Here is a 13,636-nt window from a genome sequence, read left to right as displayed (position 1 = left end):
GTTGCAAAACAAGACGAGGGAGTTCGGGCCATGGTGGATTCGTTGGGCCTGATGAAGGGAAAGCGGGGCCTGATTCTCGGCGTCGCCAACAACCGCTCCATCGCCTTCGGAATCGCCAAGGCCCTCGCGGCGCAGGGTGCGGAGATCGCCTTCACCTACCAGGGCGACGCGCTGCGCAAGCGGGTCGAGCCGCTGGCCGCCGAGCTTGGTGCCTTCGTCTGCGGGCATTGCGACGTGGGCGATCCGGCCACCATCGATGCCTGTTTTCAGGCGATCGAGGAGAAGTGGGGCAAGCTCGACTTCCTGGTCCATGCCATCGGCTTCTCCGACAAGGACGAGTTGACCGGCCGCTACGTCGACACGACGGAGGCCAACTTCAACAAGACCATGAACATCTCGGTCTATTCGTTCACAGCGGTTGCGCAGCGGGCCGAGAAGCTGATGACCGACGGTGGGTCGATGCTGACCCTCACCTACTACGGTGCCGAGAAGGTCATGCCGAACTACAACGTCATGGGCGTCGCCAAAGCGGCGCTCGAGGCGAGCGTGAAGTACCTGGCGGTCGACCTTGGCCCCAAGAACATTCGCGTCAACGCGATCTCGGCGGGGCCGATCAAGACGCTTGCGGCCTCCGGCATCGGCGACTTCCGCTACATCCTCAAGTGGAACGAGTACAACGCCCCGCTGCGCCGCACGGTGACGATCGAGGAGGTCGGCGACGTCGGGCTCTATCTCCTGTCCGACCTGTCCCGGTCGGTCACGGGCGAGGTCCATCATGCGGATTCGGGCTACCACGTGGTCGGCATGAAGGCCGTGGACGCGCCCGACATCTCCGTGGTCAAGGACTGACGGATCTCCTCCACGTGACCAGCCTCCCGCTTATCTACCTCTGCCGTCACGGGCAGACGGATTGGAACGCCGACGCGCGCCTCCAGGGCCAGAGCGACATCCCGTTGAACCGCGTCGGTCTCGTCCAGGCGCGGCGCAACGGGCGCTATCTCGCCAACGTCCTCGGCGCGGGCGGCGAGGATTTCGCCTTCGTCTCCAGCCCCATGTCGCGCGCGGCCGACACGATGCGCGGGATCCGTCGCGAGATGGGCCTCGATCCCGAAGCCTTCGGCACGGACGAGCGGCTGAAGGAGATCCATTTCGGTGAATGGCAGGGCTACACCGTGCCTGAGCTGAACCGGCTGTTCCCGGAGCAGTCCGCACGGCGCGACGCCGACAAGTGGAATTTCCTCCCGCCGGGAGAAGGCGCCGAGACCTATGCCGGGCTCGCAGAGCGCATCGCCCCCGCCTTCCGGTCGCTCGACCGTCCCAGCGTGGTGGTGGCGCATGGCGGCGTGACGCGCGCCTTCCTCACCGTGTTCGCCGGAATGTCGCCGGTCGAGGCTTCGCACACCGACATTCCGCAGGACCGCATCCTGCGGGTGCGCGACGGGCGGACGGACTGGGTCTAGAGCGGGGCGGCGTCGTAGACCACGACGACTTCCATGCCCGGCCGCACGACGGCGTAGTCGAATGCGTCCGGCAACCGGTAGGTCGCGCCGTCGGAAAGCGTCAGCGACGCCTCGTCGCGGTCGATCGCCTCGATCGTCCCGCCCGTTTCCACGGCGGCGGCCGGATAGGTCGCCGAGACGCTGAGGAAGGAGCAGGCGAAGAAGGCGACGACCCGTCTCGTCATCGGGAGGCTCCGACTGGCGCGGCAGGCCGGACGGCACGCGGCGCGATTCAACGGCGTGGAGGTTCGGCGACGATTATGGTTTTTTCGGGCGCCGTGCGGGTTGCCCAAGCGGGATTTTCACTGCATCACCCGAGCCATGCCGGCAGCCGCCCGACGGGTGTGCATGCCAACCGGATCGGCGGACCCTCATGTCGCACAACAGCTTCGGCCACCTCTTCCGCGTGACCACCTGGGGCGAAAGCCACGGGCCCGCCATCGGCTGCGTGGTCGACGGCACGCCGCCGGGCCTGCGCTTTTCCGAAGCCGACATCCAGCGCTATCTCGACGAGCGCCGCCCCGGCCAGTCTCGTTACACGACCCAGCGCCAGGAGCCGGACCAGGTGCGCGTCCTGTCCGGCGTTCTGCCGGGCGAGCGCGAGGGCGAGCTCGTCTCCACCGGAACGCCGATCGCGCTCCACATCGACAATGTCGACCAGCGGTCCAAGGACTATTCCGAGATCGCACGGCGCTACCGGCCGGGCCACGCCGACATCACCTACGACATGAAGTACGGCGTGCGCGACTATCGCGGCGGCGGGCGGTCCTCGGCCCGCGAGACCGCAACGCGCGTGGCTGCGGGCGCGATCGCCCGTCTCGTGGTGCCGGGGCTCGTGGTGCGCGGCGCCCTGGTGCAGATCGGCGACGTCGCGATCGACCGCGTGCGCTTCGACTGGGAGGAAACGCGTCGCAACCCGTTCTTCTGCCCGGACGCCGCGACGGCCGAGCGCTGGGCGGAGCTTCTGGACGGCGTGCGCAAGAGCGGTTCGTCGGTGGGCGCCGTGGTGGAGGTCGTGGCCGAGGGCGTGCCGGCCGGGCTCGGTGCGCCGCTTTACGGCAAGTTGGATGCCGACATCGCCGCCGGCCTGATGTCGATCAACGCCGTGAAGGGCGTGGAGATCGGCGACGGCTTCGCCAGCGCCACCCTTTCGGGCGAGGAGAACGCCGACGAGATCCGCATGGGCAACGACGGCAAGCCGCGGTTCCTGTCCAATCACGCCGGCGGCATTCTTGGCGGCATCGCCACCGGGCAGCCGGTTGTCGCCCGCTTCGCCGTGAAGCCGACCTCATCGATCCTCACCCCGCGCCGCTCGGTGGACGCCGACGGGCAGGAGGTCGAGGTGATGACCAAGGGGCGCCACGATCCGTGCGTCGGCATCCGCGCGGTGCCGATCGGCGAGGCCATGGTGGCTTGCGCCATCGCGGACCATTATCTGCGCCATCGCGCGCAGACGGGCCGTTGAGCCCAGTGCCGCGCGCCGATCCGTCCTGTTTTCCGCCAGGAGACGTTTGCCGATGATGACGCGTCTCTACCACCACCCGATCTTCGCCGAGCACCTGACCGGCCCCGGTCACCCCGAGCGCCCGGAGCGGATGAAGGCTGTCGCTGCCGCGCTCGAGGCCGAGCCCTTCCAGAACCTCGACCGCGTTCTGGCACCCGAGGGCGCCGTGGAGGCGGTCTACCGCTGCCACTCGGTGGAGCACGTGCGCAAGATCGCCCGCGCGACGCCGACCGAGGGCCTGACGCGCATCGACGGCGACACCGTGATGAGCCCCCGGAGTTTCTCGGCGGCGCTCCATGCGGTCGGTGCCGCCTGCGCGGCGGTCGATGACGTCGTGTCGGGCGAGGTCCGCAACGTCTTCGTCGCGGCCCGCCCCCCCGGCCACCACGCCGAGCGCGAGACGGCCATGGGCTTCTGCCTGTTCAACCAGGCGGCCGTCGCAGCGCGTCACGCGCAGGCGGTTCACGGCTTGGAGCGCGTGGCCATCGTCGACTGGGACGTCCACCACGGCAACGGCACGCAGGACATCTTCTGGTCCGACCCGTCCGTTCTCTACGTCTCGACGCATCAGGCGCCGCTCTACCCCGGCACGGGCGCCGAGACGGAGACGGGCGCGGGCAATATCGTCAACGTACCGCTCTCCGAAGGCGACGGGACCGACGAGTTCCGCGCGGCCTTCGCAGCGGGCGTGCTGCCGGCGCTGAACCGCTTCGCTCCGGACCTCGTCATCATTTCCGCCGGATTCGACGCCCATCATCGAGATCCCCTGGCCGGGCTCAACCTGGTGGAGGCCGACTTCGACTGGGCCACCGGCAAGCTTCTCGAAGTGGCCTCCCGCTACAGCCGCGAACGGCTCGTCAGCGTTCTCGAAGGCGGCTACGATCTCGTCGGCCTGGAACGATCGGTCGCCGCCCATGTCCAACGGCTGATGATCGGCTGAACGGCTCCCGACGGAGCGCAACGAAGGTTTCCATGTCCGATACGACCGCCCCCCTTCCCGCCGACGATTCCGACATCCGCCGCATGAGCTTCGAGGAGGCGCTGTCGGCGCTGGAGCGCATCGTGTCGGACCTGGAGCGCGGCGATGTCGCGCTGGAGCATTCGATCCGCATCTACGAGCGCGGCGAGAAGCTCAAGTCGCACTGCGACCGGCTCCTGTCGGCGGCCGAGGACAAGGTCGAGAAGATCAAGCTCTCGCGCGGCGGCAAGGCCGTCGACACGGAGCCGCTGGACCCGGCCTGAGCCCAGGGCCCCGGCCGGTGGACAAGCCGGCTTGAAACCGGTCTAAGAAACCCAAGCTTCAGGGCGCCTGCACGCCTTCCGGCTCCCGCTTCAGGAGATGCCCTTGTCCCAGCGTCCTTCCACGCCGCTCCTCGACCGCATCGCCTCGCCGGCCGACCTGCGCCGTCTGCCCGAGGCGTCGCTCCGGCAGGTCGCGGACGAGCTGCGCCAGGACCTGATCGACGCCGTGTCCCGGACGGGCGGGCACCTCGGCGCCGGGCTCGGCGTGGTCGAGCTGACCGTGGCGATCCACGCCGTGTTCGACACGCCCGCCGACCGCCTGATCTGGGACGTCGGCCACCAGGCCTATCCGCACAAGATCCTGACCGGACGCCGCGAGGCGATGCGCACGGTGCGCCAGGAAGGCGGCCTGTCGGGCTTCGCCAAGCGCACCGAGAGCGAATTCGATCCGTTCGGCGCCGGCCATTCCTCCACGTCCATCTCGGCCGGCCTCGGCATGGCGGTCGCGAGCGAGCTGGACGGGCGGCGCAACCACGTGGTGGCCGTGATCGGCGACGGCGCGATGAGCGCCGGCATGGCCTACGAGGCGATGAACAACGCCGGCGCGCTCGACGCCCGGCTGATCGTCATCCTCAACGACAACGACATGTCGATCGCCCCGCCTACCGGGGCGCTGAGCGCCTATCTGGCGCGGCTCGTCTCGGGCCGGACCTATCGCTCGCTGCGCGACCGCGCCAAGACCGTGACGCGCCGCCTGCCCGAGTTCGTGCGCGAGGGGGCCCGCAAGACCGAGGAGTACACGCGCGGCTTCTTCACCGGTGGCACGATGTTCGAGGAGCTCGGCTTCTACTACGTCGGCCCGATCGACGGCCACGACGTCGACCACCTCCTGCCCGTCCTCAAGAACGTCCGCGACACGGGCGACGGCCCCGTGCTGATCCACGTGGTCACCCGCAAGGGCAAGGGCTATCCGCCGGCCGAGGCGAGCGCGGACAAGTATCACGGCGTGTCGAAATTCGACGTGGTGACGGGCGCCCAGGCGAAGCCCAAGTCCAACGCACCGAGCTACACCAAGGTCTTCGCCGAGACGCTGATCCAGGAAGCCCACGAGGACGAGCGGATCGTCGCGATCAACGCCGCGATGCCGGACGGCACCGGCCTCGACCTGTTCGGGCAGGCCTTCCCGAAGCGCACCTTCGACGTGGGCATCGCGGAGCAGCACGCGGTGACCTTCGCGGCGGGGCTCGCCACGGAGGGCTTCAAGCCCTTCGTCGCCATCTACTCGACCTTCCTGCAGCGCGCCTACGACCAGATCGTCCACGACGTGGCGATCCAGCATCTTCCGGTGCGCTTCGCGATCGACCGCGCGGGCTTCGTCGGCGCCGACGGCCCGACCCATGCCGGCTCGTTCGACACCGGTTTCCTGTGCCCGCTGCCGGGCATGGTGGTGATGGCCGCCGCGGACGAGGCCGAGCTTCGGCACATGGTGCGAACGGCGGTGGAGCACGACGGCGGCCCGATCTCCTTCCGCTATCCGCGCGGCAACGGAACCGGCGTCGAGATGCCCGAACGCGGCAAGGCTCTCGAGATCGGCCGGGGCCGCATCGTGCGCGAGGGGAGCAAGGTCGCGATCCTGTCGTTCGGCTCGCGGCTGGCCGAGGCCGTCGCGGCGGCGGAAGAGCTCGAGGGCTTCGGCCTCTCCACCACCGTGGCCGACGCGCGCTTCGCCAAGCCGCTCGATACCGACCTGATCGGCCGGCTGGCGCGCGAGCACGAGGTGCTGGTGCTGATCGAGGAAGGGGCGTCCGGCGGCTTCGCGGCTCAGGTGCTGGAGCACATGGCGCGCCACGGGCTGATGGATCGCGGCCTCAAGGTCCGCCCGATGACCATGCCGGACCGCTTCGTCGACCACGCCGCGCCGGACGCGATGATCCGCGCCTCCGGCCTCGACCGCGCCGCGATCGTGGAAACCGTGTTCCGCGCCCTCGGCGATGCGGCGCAGCGCGTGATGCGGGCCTGAGCCGACCCTCGATGAACGCCTCGCGCATCCGCCTCGATCTCCTTCTCGCCGAACGGCGGATGCTCGATTCGCGCGCCCGCGCGCGGGACGCGATCCTGCGCGGCCGCGTGCGCGTCGAGGGCGTCGTGGTGTCCAAGCCCGGCCAGACGGTGGACGAGGACGCGCATGTCGAACTGGACGATCCGGCGGCGGCCTACGTCTCGCGTGCCGCGCTGAAGCTACAGGTTGGCCTCGACGCCTTCGGCATCCCGGTCGAGGGCCGCGACGCGCTGGACATCGGCGCCTCCACCGGCGGCTTCACGCAGGTTCTCCTGGAACGGGGCGCGGCCCATGTCGTCGCCGTCGATGTCGGGCACGATCAGTTGCATGCGTCCCTGCGAGACGACGCGCGCGTCACCAATCTCGAGGGGCTGAACGCACGCGACCTCGACGCCGGGTGCCTCGGCGAGCGACGCATCGGTCTTGTGGTCTCGGACGTCAGCTTCATCTCGCTGCGGCTGGCTCTGCCGCCGGCCCTCATGCTCGCCGCGCCCGGTGCGCATGCGGTGCTTCTGGTGAAGCCGCAGTTCGAGGCCGGCCGCGAGGCGATCGGCAAGGGCGGGATGCTCAAGGATCTCGCACGCGCTCCGGCGATCGCCGACGAACTGTCGGCCTGGCTGGACGCGCTGCCCGGCTGGCGGTCGCTGGGCATCAGTCCCTCTCCCATCGCGGGCGGCGACGGCAACGTGGAATTCCTTTTGGGTGGAGCGAAGGCGTGAGCGAACAGGTGGCGATCGACGCGTTGGGCACGCGTGGCGACGGCATCGCGCGCGAGCCGTCCACCGTGTTCGTACCCTTCGCGCTGCCTGGCGAGACGGTGACGATCGAGCGGCAGGGCGGCCGGGGTCAGCTCCTGTCGGTGGACCACGCTTCGCCGGAGCGCCGCGACGCCCCCTGCCCGCATTTCGGCCGCTGCGGCGGATGCGACCTCCAGCATCTCGGCGACAGGCTCTACGCGCACTTCAAGCGCGATCTCGTGGTGGACGCGCTGGCGCGCGAGGGACTGTCGCCGGAGGTCGCGCCGCTGGAGCCCTGCGCCCCCGGCTCGCGCCGCCGCGCGGTGTTCACGGCCGTGCGCGCCGGACCTCGCGTGCTCTTCGGCTTCCACGAGGCGCTGAGCCACCGCATCGCGCCGATCGAAACCTGCCTCGTCGCCGTGCCCGAGATCGTCGCGCGCTTGAAGCGTTTCGAGCGGCTGGCGACGCTTCTGATCGACCGCAAGCGCGAGCTGCGGATGACGGTCACGCGCACCCAGACCGGCCTCGACGTGGCGATCGAGCAGACGGCGAAGCTGAGCGCCGAACTCCGACAGTCCGCCATCGCCTGGGGCGCCGAGGATCAGGCGGTCGCCCGTCTTTCGGTGGATGGCGAGACGCTGATCGAGAACCGCGTGCCGACGATCGACGTGGCGGGCGTCGCGGTGCCGTTTCCGGCGGGCGCCTTCCTCCAGGCGGTCGCGGGCGCCGAGAACCGAATGGCCGAGATCGCGCTCGCCCATCTCGCCCCGTCCAAGGCGGTGGCGGACCTGTTCTGCGGGTTCGGCGCCTTCACGCTTCGCCTCGCGCGGCACCATGCCGTCCATGCCGCCGAGTTCGACGCACCGGCCCTCGCGTCGCTGGAAAAGGCGCGGCGTGCGGCCTCGGGCCTCAAGCCCGTCACCGTGGAGCGGCGCGACCTCTTCCGGCGACCGCTCACGGCCAAGGAACTGGCGCGGTTCGACGGCGTCCTGTTCGATCCGCCGCGTGCCGGCGCCGAGGCACAGGCGCGCGAGATTGCCGCATCGGGTGTGCGTCGCGTCGCGGCGGTCTCGTGCAACCCGGTCACGCTGGCGCGAGACGCGGCTATCCTGGTCGCGGGCGGATACCGCCTCCTGCGGGTCACGCCGATCGACCAGTTCCTCTGGTCGCACCATGTCGAGGCGGTGGCGCTGTTCGAGCGCTGAGGCGAACGGCGATGCTGGATACGATCACCGGTTTTCTGCAGGACTACGGCTACGGCATCCTGTTCCTATCGATCTTCCTCGAATCGACCGGGCTGCCGTTTCCCGGCGAAAGCATCCTGATCGCGGCCGGCATCATGGCCGGCCACGGCCAGCTCGATATCTGGGGCGTGTTCGCAGCGTCCTGGATCGGTGGGACGCTGGGCGACAATCTCGGCTACTGGCTCGGGCATCGATACGGGCGGCGCTTCGTGGTCCGCTACGGGCATCGGATCGGTCTGACCGACGAGAAGTATCGCTATGTCGAGGAGCGGTTCCGGCAGGTCGGGCCCCCGATCGTGCTGATCGCGCGCTTCATCCTCCTGCTGAGGCAGGTCTGCGGATTCGCGGCCGGCACGCTGCGTTTTCCCTGGTGGTCCTTCCTCTTCTACAACGCCGTGGGCGCTGCCCTTTGGTCGGGTGCCTACGGCTTCGGCTCCTACGTGCTCGGCGACCGGATCGACACCTATCTCCACGGCAGTCCCTGGGCCTACGCTGCCATCGGTGCGGTGTTCCTCCTACTCAGCGGCGGGACCGTCCTCCAGTTCCGCCGCAAGCTGCGGGCGCAGCGAGCGGCCGAGGGCGACGCGAAGAAGGCGCCCTAGCCCCGTTTCAGGAAGGCGGCGAAGGCGGCCTGCGCCTCGGTCGAGCGGAGGCGATCCGCGAAAAGGTCGGCCTCGACGGCGATGCGCTCGCGCACCGCGTCCGGCGCCGTGCGCAGGAGCTCGCGGCCGATGCGCACCGCCTCCCGCGGCTTGGCGGCCAGCCGGCGCGCCGCCGTTTCCGCCTCCGCTTCGGCATCCTCGCCGACGGCCAGAACGAGGCCGGCCTCCCGGGCCGCCTCGGCGCTCCAGGTCTCGCCCATCACGAGCAGCGCGAAGGCGCGCTGGTGCCCGAGGGCCAGCGGTCCGAGCAGGCTGGACGCCGCTTCGGGCACCACACCGAGATCGGAGAAGGGCGTGCGGAACAGCGAACGCGGAGTCGCGTAGACGAGGTCGCAATGGAGAAGCAGCGTCGTGCCGATGCCGATCGCCAACCCGTCCACCGCCGCGATCATCGGCTTGGCGGCACCGGCCAGCGTATCGAGGAAGTCGACGAGTTCGTCCAGCGGACGAGCGGCACCGGCGGACGCGGCGAAGTCCGCGATGTCGTTGCCGGCCGAAAACGCGCCCGGCGCGCCGAGGAACAGGATGCAGCCGACGGCATCGTCCGCCTCCGCCGCCCGCAGCGCCCCGGCCAGGGCGCCGTACATGGCGCGGTCGAGGGCGTTCTTCTTGTCCGGGCGATCGAGGCGGATGCGGAAGACGCCGTCCGCGACGTCCGTGGCGACGTGCTGGCTCATGCGATACCCCTCAGGCCAACGCCGCGGTCGCCGAGCGGAGGCTGTCGCCGCCGTCGAGGACCTGGGCTGCAAGGGCATGGACGTCCGGCAGCATCGTCTCGGCCATGAACCGCGCGAGGGCCGCGCGCGAAGCGTCGTCCGGGTCGGCGAGCGCCCCCTTGGCCAGGAGGCAGTTGCCGGCCGTCAGCGAGAACAGGCGCTGGTAAGCCGTGGCGCCGGCGAGCGCCGAGCCGGTCTCGCCGGCCGCGACCCAGCCGAGCAGCCGGTCGGTGGTCTCGCGCAGGCTGCCGATCGCCGCGCGCAGACGCTCGGCGGTGCCGCCGAAGTCGGGCCGGTTGCTGCGTTCGACCCCATCCACGATCTCCTCCAGTTCCGCGAGGAACGCGCGCACCGTCTCGCCGCCCGAAAGCGGCAGCTTGCGCGTCACGAGGTCGATCGCCTGGATGCCGTTGGTCCCCTCGTAGATCGGCGCGATGCGCGCGTCGCGAAGGAGGCGCGCTGCGCCCGTTTCCTCAACGAAGCCCATCCCGCCATGGACCTGAATGCCGAGCGACGCGACCTCCACACCGACGTCGGTGGGGAAGCTCTTGGCCATCGGGGTCAGCAGGCTCGCCCGCTCCGACCAGAAGCGCCGGTCCTCGTCGCTCCCCGTGCCGCGGTCGATCGCGTGGCCGCAGCAATAGGCGATGGCGCGCGCGGAGGCGACCAGCGCCTTCATGGTGAGGAGCATGCGCGCCACATCGGCATGCTCGATGATGGGCGCCATGTCGGTCGCACCCTTGACGGCGGAGCGACCCTGCCGCCGCTCGCGCGCGAAGTCGAGCGCCTTCTGGAACGCCGCCTGGGCGACGCCGAGCCCCTGGATGCCGACATAGAGGCGGGCCGAGTTCATCATCGTGAACATGCAGGCGAGCCCCTGGTTCTCCTGGCCGACCAGCCAGCCCACGGCGCCCGCCTCCCCCGTCTCGCCCGCGCCGTCGCCGTAGATCATGGTGCAGGTCGGCGAGGCGTGGATGCCAAGCTTGTGCTCGATCGACTGACAGAACACGTCGTTCCGCGCGCCGAGCGAGCCGTCCTCGTTCACCAGTCGCTTGGGCACCAGGAACAGCGAAATGCCCTTCACGCCCGCCGGCGCGTCCGGCAGGCGCGCGAGCACGAGGTGCACGATGTTGTCGGTCAGGTCGTGGTCGCCGAAGGTGATGAAGATCTTGGAGCCGAAGATGCGGTAGGTGCCGTCGTCGCGCCGTTCCGCCCGCGTCCGCAGCGCGGAGAGGTCCGAGCCGGCCTGCGGCTCGGTCAGGTTCATCGTGCCCATCCATTCGCCCGACACGAGCTTGTCGAGATAAGTGGCGCGCAGCGACTCGGTGCCGTGCGCCTCCAGCGTCTCGACGGCGCCGAGCGTCAGCGTCGGCCCGATACCGAAGGCCATGGAGGCGCCGTTCCACATCTCGTAGACCGCGGCCGACAGCGAAGTGGGCAGGCCCTGGCCCCCGTGGTCGACGGGACCGGTGAGGCCGTTCCAGCCGCCCTCGATCCATCGGCCGTAGAGGTCGCGCCAGCCGGGAGGCATGGTGACGGCGCCGTCGCGCCAGACGGCGCCGATCTGGTCGCCGGCGGCGGCGAGCGGTGCGACCTCGCTCTCGGCGAAGCGCCCAGCCTCTTCGAGGATCGCATCCAGGAGATCGGGCGTCAGATCGCCCGCCGTTCCCTGGCGCATCGCTTCGTCCAGCCCCGCCACATGCCGAAGCGTGAAGCCGATCTCGCTCACAGGTGCCCGATACATGCCTCGTCCTCCCAAGGAAACCGTCCGGGCCATGGCTATCGAACTTTGACGTGAACGTCAAAGTTTCCGATCGCGAGGATCAGAGGCGGTCCCATCCCGGATCGGGACGGAACCTTGCACCGTGCGCCATTTCGAGCTCGCGCAGTCGCGCGATCACCGCTTCCACACCGCGTTCGCGCGCGTAGCGGATCGGGCCGCCCCGGAACGGCGCGAAGCCGGTACCGAACACCATGGCGCCGTCCGCGATCTCCTCGCTCTCCACCACGCCCTCGCGCAGGCAGGCGACCACGGTGTTGACCATCGGCAGGATCAGCCGGTCCAGGAGGTCGGGGTCGTCGCCCGAGCCGTCCGGGAGCGCGTCGATATGGATCTTCTTCGGCTTGCCGTCCGCGTCGTATTCGTAGAGGCCGGCGCCGCTCTTCTGCCCGAGCTTCCCCTCGCGAACCATCTGGTGGAGCCAGCCCGGCATCTCCGGCAGGGGCATCGCGAGCCGCTCGGCCAGGGTCTGCGCCACCTCGACCGCGATATCGAGCCCGACGCGGTCGGCAAGTTCCACGGGGCCCATCGGCATGCCGAAGGTTTCCGCCCGCGCGTCGATCCGCTCCTTGGGCACGCCCTCGCCCATCAGGAGGATGGCTTCGGCGATGTAGGGGGTCAGCGCGCGGTTCACCAGGAACCCGGCGGTGGGCCGCACGGGGGCCGGTAGTCGCGAAAGCTCCGCGACGAAGCCGATGGCTCGCCGCAAGGTCTCGGGCGCCAGCGCGTCGTGCCTCACGACTTCCACGAGCTGCATGCGGGACACGGGATTGAAGAAGTGCACCCCGACGAACCGCGACGGATCCGCGAGCGCGGAGGCGAGGTCCGGCAGCGGAAGCGCCGAGGTGTTGGTGGCGAGGATCGCGCCCGGCTTCATCCGCGCTTCCGCCTCGCGAAGAATCGACCGCTTGAGTTCCAACCTTTCCGGCGCCGCCTCGATCACGAGGTCGGCGCCTGCGATGCCGGTGCCGCCCGGATCGGGCACCAGCCGATCCAGCGCGTCGCGCACCGCGATCCTGCTCTTCAGCACCTTATCCAGCATGGCCGCCGCCTTTCGCATGGCCTGGCCGATCGGCTTGGCATTGATGTCGGAGAGCGAGACGCGGAAGCCCTCGCGCGCCGCCCAGGCCGCGATGTCGCCGCCCATGGCGCCCGCGCCGATCACATGCACGTGCCGGATCTCGGATGGCCCGTCCTTGAGGCCCCGCATGGCCTCGCGCAGGAAGAACACGCGCACGAGGTTGCGCGAGGTGGGCGTCTCGATCAGCTCCGCGAAGCTTTCCAGTTCGGCGGCGCGCATCCGCGCCGCGTCGCCGCCATCACGCTCCCACAGGTCGATGAGTCGGAAGGGCGCCGGGTAGTTTTCCGGCCGCGCCGCCTTGGCCGCTTCGGCCCGCATGCGGCGCGCGGCGAGGCTGCGCGCCGGCCGCAGGGCGAAGGCCGTCGACTTCCAGCCGCCGCGCGGGGGGTGGAGCTCGCCCCCGACCGCCGCGCGCACGGCGTTGAGCACGTGTCGTTCCTCCACCACAACGTCCACCAGCCCGATCCGGCGGGCTCGCCGGGCGGGCGCGGCCTTGCCGGTGAGCATCAACGTCATCGCCTCCAGCGGATCGGCGACGGCGAGCGAGCGGAACGTGCCGCCGAGGCCCGGATGGAGGCCGAGCATCACCTCGGGAAAGCCGAGCGTAGCGTCGGACACCGCGATGCGGAACCGGCAGGCGAGCGCGAGCTCCAGCCCGGCGCCCAGGCAGTGGCCGTGGACCACCGCGATGGTCGGCATCGGCAGCGCCGCCAGCCGGTCGAGGACGCGGTGCCCCTCGCTCAGCATCGCGGCGATCTCGGCCGTGGAAGCATCGAGGAACTGCGCGATGTCGGCGCCCGCCGCGAAGCCGGACGGCTTGGCCGATCGGATCACGACGCCGCGCGGCGGAGCGGCTTCCGCCGCTTCGAGAAGCAGGTTCAGCTCCTCCAGCACGCCGCGATCGATCGTGTTGACGGACTTGCCCGGACGGTCGAGCACCCACCAGGCGATACCGTCCTCGTCGGTCGCGCTGCGCCAGTTGCCCTGCCGTTCGGCCGTGGCGGCAGCGGACAGTTCGAGCGCGCGGTCGGCCAGGGCGTCCAGCATGCCGGCGGCCGCGCGTGTTTCGGCCATGGCGCCGGACGCTGCGGTCTTCTTGGTGCGGGCGGCTT

13 protein-coding genes are annotated in these 13,636 nt (G+C 70.2%); 9 read left to right on the top strand and 4 right to left on the bottom strand.

The window, feature by feature from the left end:
• Window positions 1–30 precede the first annotated feature (30 nt).
• Window positions 31–849, top strand: a complete 819-nt coding sequence (gene fabI, locus D3218_RS01060; protein ID WP_119538045.1) for an enoyl-ACP reductase FabI — start codon at window positions 31–33, stop codon at window positions 847–849.
• A 14-nt stretch (window positions 850–863) separates the two neighbouring features.
• Window positions 864–1,460 (top strand): histidine phosphatase family protein, encoded by a 597-nt coding sequence (locus D3218_RS01055; protein WP_119538044.1) that lies wholly within the window; start codon window positions 864–866, stop codon window positions 1,458–1,460.
• Here D3218_RS01055 and D3218_RS01050 read toward each other — a convergent pair.
• A complete protein-coding gene (locus D3218_RS01050) occupies window positions 1,457–1,684 on the bottom strand; it encodes a DUF1344 domain-containing protein (protein ID WP_119538043.1) in 228 nt (75 codons plus the stop codon). The genes D3218_RS01055 and D3218_RS01050 overlap by 4 nt on opposite strands.
• A gap of 188 nt (window positions 1,685–1,872) precedes the next feature.
• Here D3218_RS01050 and aroC point away from each other — a divergent pair, with 188 nt between their 5' ends.
• From aroC to D3218_RS01015, 7 genes are all read left to right on the top strand, one after another.
• The gene (gene aroC, locus D3218_RS01045; protein WP_119538042.1) at window positions 1,873–2,964 is read left to right on the top strand and encodes a chorismate synthase; all 1,092 of its coding nucleotides are present in this window, start codon (window positions 1,873–1,875) and stop codon (window positions 2,962–2,964) included.
• 52 nt (window positions 2,965–3,016) lie between these two features.
• Window positions 3,017–3,943 (top strand): histone deacetylase family protein, encoded by a 927-nt coding sequence (locus tag D3218_RS01040; RefSeq protein WP_119538041.1) that lies wholly within the window; start codon window positions 3,017–3,019, stop codon window positions 3,941–3,943.
• Window positions 3,944–3,975: 32 nt separating this feature from the next.
• Window positions 3,976–4,245: an exodeoxyribonuclease VII small subunit gene (locus tag D3218_RS01035; protein WP_119538040.1), complete on the top strand. Its 270-nt coding sequence runs from the start codon at window positions 3,976–3,978 to the stop codon at window positions 4,243–4,245.
• Window positions 4,246–4,348: 103 nt separating this feature from the next.
• A complete protein-coding gene (gene dxs / locus D3218_RS01030) occupies window positions 4,349–6,265 on the top strand; it encodes a 1-deoxy-D-xylulose-5-phosphate synthase (RefSeq protein ID WP_245414867.1) in 1,917 nt (638 codons plus the stop codon).
• Window positions 6,266–6,276: 11 nt separating this feature from the next.
• Entirely contained in the window at window positions 6,277–7,023 is a 747-nt protein-coding gene (locus D3218_RS01025; RefSeq protein WP_119538038.1) for a TlyA family RNA methyltransferase, read from the top strand.
• Entirely contained in the window at window positions 7,020–8,246 is a 1,227-nt protein-coding gene (locus D3218_RS01020) for a class I SAM-dependent RNA methyltransferase (protein WP_119538037.1), read from the top strand. Before D3218_RS01025 ends, D3218_RS01020 begins: the two co-directional genes overlap by 4 nt.
• Before the next feature lie 11 nt (window positions 8,247–8,257).
• A complete protein-coding gene (locus tag D3218_RS01015) occupies window positions 8,258–8,887 on the top strand; it encodes a DedA family protein (protein WP_119538036.1) in 630 nt (209 codons plus the stop codon).
• Here D3218_RS01015 and D3218_RS01010 read toward each other — a convergent pair.
• From D3218_RS01010 to D3218_RS01000, 3 genes are all read right to left on the bottom strand, one after another.
• On the bottom strand, window positions 8,884–9,624 hold the full coding sequence (locus D3218_RS01010; RefSeq protein ID WP_119538035.1) for a crotonase/enoyl-CoA hydratase family protein: 741 nt from the start codon (window positions 9,622–9,624) through the stop codon (window positions 8,884–8,886). The two genes, D3218_RS01015 and D3218_RS01010, sit on opposite strands and share 4 nt — an antisense overlap.
• A 10-nt stretch (window positions 9,625–9,634) precedes the next feature.
• Window positions 9,635–11,407 carry an acyl-CoA dehydrogenase family protein gene (locus tag D3218_RS01005; protein ID WP_119538034.1) on the bottom strand — a complete coding sequence of 591 codons (1,773 nt, stop codon included), beginning with the start codon at window positions 11,405–11,407 and terminating at the stop codon, window positions 9,635–9,637.
• A gap of 79 nt (window positions 11,408–11,486) precedes the next feature.
• On the bottom strand, window positions 11,487–13,598 hold the full coding sequence (locus D3218_RS01000; RefSeq protein WP_425359281.1) for a 3-hydroxyacyl-CoA dehydrogenase NAD-binding domain-containing protein: 2,112 nt from the start codon (window positions 13,596–13,598) through the stop codon (window positions 11,487–11,489).
• Window positions 13,599–13,636 lie beyond the last annotated feature (38 nt).

The sequence above is a fragment of the Aureimonas flava genome, from assembly GCF_003583935.1.
Taxonomy (GTDB): Bacteria; Pseudomonadota; Alphaproteobacteria; order Rhizobiales; family Rhizobiaceae; genus Aureimonas; species Aureimonas flava.
This window is presented reverse-complemented; position numbering and strand designations above follow the sequence as displayed.

What these genes read in the sequence shown, in the direction of transcription:
- fabI (WP_119538045.1), top strand. Translation starts at nt 31, where the DNA reads ATGGTGGATTCGTTGGGCCTGATGAAGGGAAAGCGGGGCCTGATTCTC.
- D3218_RS01050 (WP_119538043.1), bottom strand. Translation starts at nt 1,684, where the DNA reads ATGACGAGACGGGTCGTCGCCTTCTTCGCCTGCTCCTTCCTCAGCGTC.
- aroC (WP_119538042.1), top strand. Translation starts at nt 1,873, where the DNA reads ATGTCGCACAACAGCTTCGGCCACCTCTTCCGCGTGACCACCTGGGGC.
- D3218_RS01040 (WP_119538041.1), top strand. Translation starts at nt 3,017, where the DNA reads ATGATGACGCGTCTCTACCACCACCCGATCTTCGCCGAGCACCTGACC.
- D3218_RS01035 (WP_119538040.1), top strand. Translation starts at nt 3,976, where the DNA reads ATGTCCGATACGACCGCCCCCCTTCCCGCCGACGATTCCGACATCCGC.
- D3218_RS01025 (WP_119538038.1), top strand. Translation starts at nt 6,277, where the DNA reads ATGAACGCCTCGCGCATCCGCCTCGATCTCCTTCTCGCCGAACGGCGG.
- D3218_RS01015 (WP_119538036.1), top strand. Translation starts at nt 8,258, where the DNA reads ATGCTGGATACGATCACCGGTTTTCTGCAGGACTACGGCTACGGCATC.
- D3218_RS01010 (WP_119538035.1), bottom strand. Translation starts at nt 9,624, where the DNA reads ATGAGCCAGCACGTCGCCACGGACGTCGCGGACGGCGTCTTCCGCATC.
- D3218_RS01005 (WP_119538034.1), bottom strand. Translation starts at nt 11,407, where the DNA reads ATGTATCGGGCACCTGTGAGCGAGATCGGCTTCACGCTTCGGCATGTG.
- D3218_RS01000 (WP_425359281.1), bottom strand. Translation starts at nt 13,598, where the DNA reads ATGGCCGAAACACGCGCGGCCGCCGGCATGCTGGACGCCCTGGCCGAC.